This is a genomic window from Myxacorys chilensis (genome assembly GCF_059505265.1).
In genome coordinates this window covers 21,120-27,119 of the sequence record NZ_JCACKG010000022.1, presented here as the reverse complement: position 1 = coordinate 27,119, position 6,000 = coordinate 21,120, and the positions used below count along the sequence as shown (strand labels likewise).

Annotated in this window: 5 protein-coding genes; 4 read left to right on the top strand and 1 reads right to left on the bottom strand. The window is 42.2% G+C overall.

Translation table 11 applies throughout. The features are described 5' to 3' along the window. The 4 genes from AC5JLB_RS01245 to AC5JLB_RS01230 form a co-directional block, all read left to right on the top strand. On the top strand, nt 1–515 hold a 515-nt coding region (locus AC5JLB_RS01245), incomplete at its 5' end, for a putative outer membrane beta-barrel protein (RefSeq protein WP_495872038.1). A 732-nt stretch (nt 516–1,247) separates the two neighbouring features. Further along, on the top strand, nt 1,248–1,877 hold the full coding sequence (locus AC5JLB_RS01240) for a hypothetical protein (RefSeq protein ID WP_495872037.1): 630 nt from the start codon (nt 1,248–1,250) through the stop codon (nt 1,875–1,877). Between the two features lie 79 nt (nt 1,878–1,956). Then, the gene (locus tag AC5JLB_RS01235; protein ID WP_495872036.1) at nt 1,957–2,997 is read left to right on the top strand and encodes a hypothetical protein; all 1,041 of its coding nucleotides are present in this window, start codon (nt 1,957–1,959) and stop codon (nt 2,995–2,997) included. A 335-nt stretch (nt 2,998–3,332) separates the two neighbouring features. Further along, the gene (locus tag AC5JLB_RS01230) at nt 3,333–3,923 is read left to right on the top strand and encodes a hypothetical protein (protein ID WP_495872035.1); all 591 of its coding nucleotides are present in this window, start codon (nt 3,333–3,335) and stop codon (nt 3,921–3,923) included. Between the two features lie 760 nt (nt 3,924–4,683). On the opposite strand, the gene AC5JLB_RS01225 is transcribed toward AC5JLB_RS01230, so the two are convergent. Further along, complete coding sequence (locus tag AC5JLB_RS01225) at nt 4,684–5,922, bottom strand: IS4 family transposase (protein WP_495872034.1); 1,239 nt, start codon at nt 5,920–5,922, stop codon at nt 4,684–4,686. Between the last annotated feature and the right edge of the window lie 78 nt (nt 5,923–6,000).

Below are 6,000 nucleotides of genomic sequence, written 5' to 3'. Positions count from 1 at the left end.
CTGTTGCGATGCTTTCGGGTCTTGCTGCTTTAGTCGTTTCTCCGCTGTTCGTTGGGGTTGATGCTGCCTCGGCTCAACCTGCTCCTCGTTACGATCGCAGTTATGTGGGCGCTGGCATTTCTGGTGGTGTCCTCAGCGGTGGACAAGGCAATGATGGCACTTCCTTTGGTGGGAATGTTCAAGGGCGCTTTGCCATTCCCAATACTCCTGTGTCTGCACGGGGTTCTGTCTTGTTTACGGGTAAGAATAGTGCGATTATTCCGACCCTAACGTACGATGTGCGGTTGAACGACAAATCCAACTTGTATGCCGGAGCAGGCTACTCGTTTGTGCAAAATGGTGGGGTGACCTCTCCGATCGGCAACAAAGACGCGGCGGTGCTGACGGCGGGAGTGGAATCCGAAGTAGCGAAGGGCATCGTGGTGTACAGCGATGCCAAGTATGGCATCAATGCGTTTCGAGGTAGCGATGCGGGTGCGCTTAGCCTGCAAGCGGGGGTTGGACTGGAGTTCTAAGCTCGTTCATTGCGCCCAAAATCACGCTCTTAGAGTGCTAAAGATGCTGACATGAGGACAGGGGTCTCACTCTAGGGTGAGACCCCTGTCCTCATGTCAGCATCTGACTGGGTTCTAGGTTCATTGCTTCAAATTTGCGGGTGCAGTTGCCGATATCACTTTCCCCAGTTCATTCAACCCGAACATAATCCAATCACGTGGCAACCTCTGGCTTAAAGTCGGACTAACGGCTGTACGACAATACCTCTCAAACCCGCATTTTCTCATTCCTTTCCAGGGTGCGATTAAGTTCAACATAAAATCACTGAAAATTCAATGGAGAGATTGAGCCGATTTCTTTACACCAGAACCTCTGCGGTTTACGCAGGCGATCAGATGACTTGCAGCCGCTACCTTGAGAGATGATCACTTGCTCGCGCTAGAGTATTAGGCAGAAACATTCCGTCTAATACCTCGATTTAGAATGTTAGACCGACAACTTTCTGCCTAATCACCAATTAATTTTGGGATCTTAGGCTGACCATATTCCGCCTAACTGCACTAATTTGGGATCTTAGACAGAAACATCAGCCTGATAGATAGTTAGCTGGCTCTAACTTCTACATGGAGAGGATCTACCTAATCCTTTTGTCGTAAATCAATGTGTTTGAGAACATGCTCTCAAACACATCTAGCGTTCTAAATTCCAGCTAATAAAAATTATTAGTGAAGTTCTAGGAGCCTTACTCTAAAATGCATCAGTATGTAGATGATACAGAATACGCAGTTCGTGGACTAATTGATCTAATTACTACTGAGGAGAGACAGCTTACTCAACTTCAAAGCCATTATGAGGGGCTGAGTAGCAAAGAAAAAGATCTTAAACAGTGGCTTCTAGATGCACCACTTAACGATGATGTAGTTCCTTTACAAGAGCAAGCTATGGCTATAACTTGGCACAAGACTCGTGAAGAGTTAGCTGATTTGCAAAAGCAAATTATGGCGTTGCAAAGCTCAATTGATGCAAAAAGTGTTTCTATTGATGCTTTATGTGTTGCTATTCTTCAAATTGCCAAACAAGGAATATCTACTGTACATAGTAATCTAAGCAAATGTCCTGATGGAAGAATTATAGGGACAGGAACAGACGCAGAAAAACTTAAAAATGTGATTTGGCAGGCTCGAAATCAATCAGTGCATTATGAGGAAGGAAATTTCAGCTCGGCTGTAACTACTTGCTTTGCTAAATTGGAGGCTTCGTGTGGCAGTCAGTTTTCTTTAGCTCTGAATTCAGGTAAAAATTTAGCTCATGATGTTATCCAAGAATTAGGTTGGAAAGATTATTCAAAATATGAATCTGATATACAAAGCCTATTTTGTTAGTACCGTCGGCAGCGGTTGCGGCTGCTTGGCGCAACCACTGACCTAGATCGTTATGTTGCAAAATGAAATACAGAAACACATGAACGACACCAAAGAAATTCTTACTAAGAAAGGAATAATTAAAAATGTATTTGATTATCAAGGACTAGATACAGAGTTGATAAATATTTATCAACATTTTGAAAAAAAGTTTCAAGAATTATGCCAATCATATGCTGACGCATTTCATCTAGATAATTGCGTTTTCTACATAAGCAACAACAACAGTTGCAATGCTTTTGCAGCAAAAATTGAAAATCATAATATTATAGCAATTACTAATGGATACCCTGTCTTAATAAAAGACAAGTTTGATGATAAATTCTTTTCAAACAGCCTATTTATTGCCTTTATTAACGAAAAGTCTATTTCAGAGGCTTATTGTGATCTCCATGAAGACCAATACTTTAAATTTAGTGAATTCGTGTTGAATTGCTCAGTTAAATATACCTTTAGCCATGAATTTCGACACATTTTACAGTTTAATAGCTTTGATATATTCAAGGACTTTTTATATGCTGAAAATCTAGATAAAAATAGCTTTGACATGAAGAAACATGCGTGGGAATTTGATGCAGATAGAATGGCATCTTTTGAGGTAATTAAGTACACATTTAGAATCTATAGGAACCTAAAGAACAGAGACAATGAAAAACTTAAGTGTATGTTTTACATCGCCTTGGCAAGCATAGTCATTACAAAAAATCTATTTTATTTCGGAGTGATAGATCAAATAACCCAAGATTATACTATTAATAAGCAAGATTTTTATACAAAGCGATTCTCACACCCTCATCCGCTAGTGAGGATACATAATATGGTTGAACATTCCTACAATAATATTAAACATGATTTCCCTGAACTAGAAATTGATTTTCAACAACTCTTGAATAATGTTCTAGGGATTTCGAGACTGTATTTCAACAATCTCATTCCAGGTCAAAATGCAATGCAAAACTATTTTGAAGACGCAAGTAGATTCGCAGACGACATAAATGAATACAATGGAGAACTATATGATTTTGCAATCAAAGACAAGTCCATTAAAAGACTATTGAAAAAGCGCGGAATAAAATTATAAGCATGAGTAACAAAACAGATAAAATTAAGAGTTTTGCTAAAGGTCGCCTGCTAAAGCAATTAAGCTTAAAGGATATGGATATAAAAGCAATTATTGCTAAAAACAGATAAAAGGTGATCGTCAAAGCTTGTCGTGTTTTTTGCAGCATAACAATTCGCTTGGAGCAAACTGCCGAAAGATTCTAGTGCATCGCGGAGATTGCTTGCAGCCAATCAAGTGAAGCGTTATATGGCTGAGTCTGTTGGTAGGAGATAGCACCACAAGCCAGCTTGTTTAGAGTTAAATTTGGCTATTCATAGAGCTACTAGAAAGGCTCAGAACGGGAATACTCTTTATTGAGAACTACTGCTCTTAGCAAAAAAGAAAACCTGCTCATGCCGCTATCGCCTATTAAATGGTTTACCGATGGAAAAATAAAATGGCTATCTGAATATGGTGGCAAGATAGATCGCGGATTGCTAGAAATATTTAATTGGGAAGGCGATTACCTATGGAGCCGAGAGTTCGATCCACCTCCCAATAAAGCAGGAGTTTACATATATATTCACGAGGGGACTGATGATTTTCTCTACGTAGGTCAAACTAAAAATATTGGGCGAAGAGCATTTAATGTAAACCATCACAAGTTAAAGTGGATTATTAACCGTCTTGAAAATTTTCCTTACGCCTCCTATGATCGCAGCAGTGTTTATGACAACATCTATGTTTACTATAAAGAAGTAAAATCAGGAGACTTTTGCAATTCTCTGAAGAGAAGCCTAATTTGGTGTGAATGCATCACTATTGGCTTACTCAAACCAGTCTTTCAAGATGATATTTCAGATATTTATGACTTTGAAACTGGTACTGGAGAACTTAGGTTCATAGACGAAGAGCTAGATGATTTAGATGAAGAGCTAGATGATGTAGACGAAGAGGATTTTTAACTATCGACAGAAGAGTAATGGTATTGTCACCTACATAAGTTAATGTTTGTGCAGTCAGCAAACTAACACTGCATGGCAGCGATCAGACGAAAGCTACTTATGTGGAGTTCTAGGGTATCTGCTACCGCTCTATTTTGCTGTTATGCTCCCTCTAGTCTTACTGAAAATGCAACCGATCTCAAGAAGCACTCAGTTCACACTACTGGAGCAATGGGCTTCTGACATCACAGGAAAATTGGTCTCAGAATATTTTGAAGAACAAGTCAGACAAACTTTCAAGAACATGAAAATTACTTTGCAAGCAAACAGTTTTTTGAAATTCATTTAGGCAAGGATTTTCAGCCCATTTTGTATAGTTGTCGCCATTTCCTTTAGGACAAAGGTAGAGGGATGATGCCTTCGTTTAGAATTTTTACTCTTGCTTCTCCGTCCTAACCTAGGTGGCAACAGCTATACTTCTTTACCCTTATATTGGTATTGGCTCAATCTCGTTTACGGTTCAAAAGCTACAGGAATGGCAGATGGAACGGTTCATCGCAAGCCATCACTAATGACCACTGTTTTTCATATGTTAAAACCCAATACTTCTCGGATAAGGCTTAAGCGGAGTCAGAAATAGCAAAAAGCAGTTGCGGTCGCTGAGTGCCCTGATGGAGATGATGTTTCTTCTTGCTAGGAAATTTTGACCTGGGCTTTTTGACGACTCTGGGATTCACTCTGCCTTGACGGGGTGGCAGTTGAGCGTCGAGAATTTCGCGCATCAACCAACTCCAAAAAGGGGAAGCTCATCGGTCGCTGCACTTTGAAATTTAGCCACAGCCCGACGGAGCACCTGCAAGGTTCCAGTAAAACTCAACCGCAAGGGTGAAATCCCTTCTAGTTGTGCCGCTTGCACCATGAGTGAACGGACTGCCCAATGTCCCAGCAATACCCCATAAATCTCTTGCACCACCTCACGGGGTTTAAGCGAACGAATGGGTACTTTACGTCCCAGTAAGTGGGTTTTTACTTCATCAAGGGTGGTTTCAATCTCCCAGCGCTGATGATATTGCTGAGCTAACAACAGAGCTGGAAACGCTTGAGCGTCAAGCAAACTGGTAACCAATCGGTAACTGAGGGGTTGCTCTGATTGTCCGGTTGCCTCGATGGTGTACTCAATGACTCGCACTTGAATTCGAGTGGCTCCCTTTTTCTTGGATTTGCGATCTGGATAAATCCAACTCAGATAGGAATCATCACCCAGGACTTGCTCGACCTCAAATTTGACGTTGGCGGGCACTCGTCCAAGGTAATGCCCACCTTGAATCAGGGTTGTTTGCACCATCCGAAACGAATGCAGTCCTCGGTCCCACATCAGTAACATACCTGCACCAATGCAGCGCAACAGCTTCAGTGCCCGTCGTCGTTCTCCCATGCGGTAGGGACAGATGAGCGCATCGGTGATCAGATGCGTTCCTGCCTCAATCAGCAACACCAATCGCACTTTAGGAAATGCGGCATGATTGCCAAAGCGACTGCCAGGATAACCAAACACACGAGCATTGCTGGGCGTATCTGGGACATCGAGCAATGTGCCATCGACTGCCATCAATCGCAACCCACCCAGAAATGCTCCAGGCGTTTCTGGAGTGGCTAACGGTCGCGCCACTTGCACAAATAACTGCCGCATCACCTGGCATCCTAATCTGGCTCGTGCCTCACTGATCGAGGCACTGTTGGGCACTTTCCAGTACTGCGATAAGCGTGTCCACTGCACGCTTAACCCATCCACCAAGTTCTTAAGCACATCTCGCATCGCCGCACTCGACCAAAAGCTGAAGGCAATTACTAAGCACACCACCAAGTGAGCAGGTAGTTTCCGCTGTCGTTGACTTTGGCAATTACTCTTAGCGATCATCTGGTGGATTAACTCGATGGGAATGGCATTTTCAATCGCTTTGAACACTTGTCCTGCTTCAATCGTGGGGGAAATCAGGGTGAATTCTCGCAGTTGCATCATGCAGCGCCTCGAAGGGATGGTACATCCTGTAATCTATCAGTTTCACCCTTAACCGAGAAGTATTGTGTTAAAACCAAG

Excerpts from the sequence above, each read along its gene's own strand:
- AC5JLB_RS01240 (WP_495872037.1), top strand. The coding sequence starts at position 1,248 with ATGCATCAGTATGTAGATGATACAGAATACGCAGTTCGTGGACTAATT.
- AC5JLB_RS01235 (WP_495872036.1), top strand. The coding sequence starts at position 1,957 with ATGAACGACACCAAAGAAATTCTTACTAAGAAAGGAATAATTAAAAAT.
- AC5JLB_RS01225 (WP_495872034.1), bottom strand. The coding sequence starts at position 5,922 with ATGATGCAACTGCGAGAATTCACCCTGATTTCCCCCACGATTGAAGCA.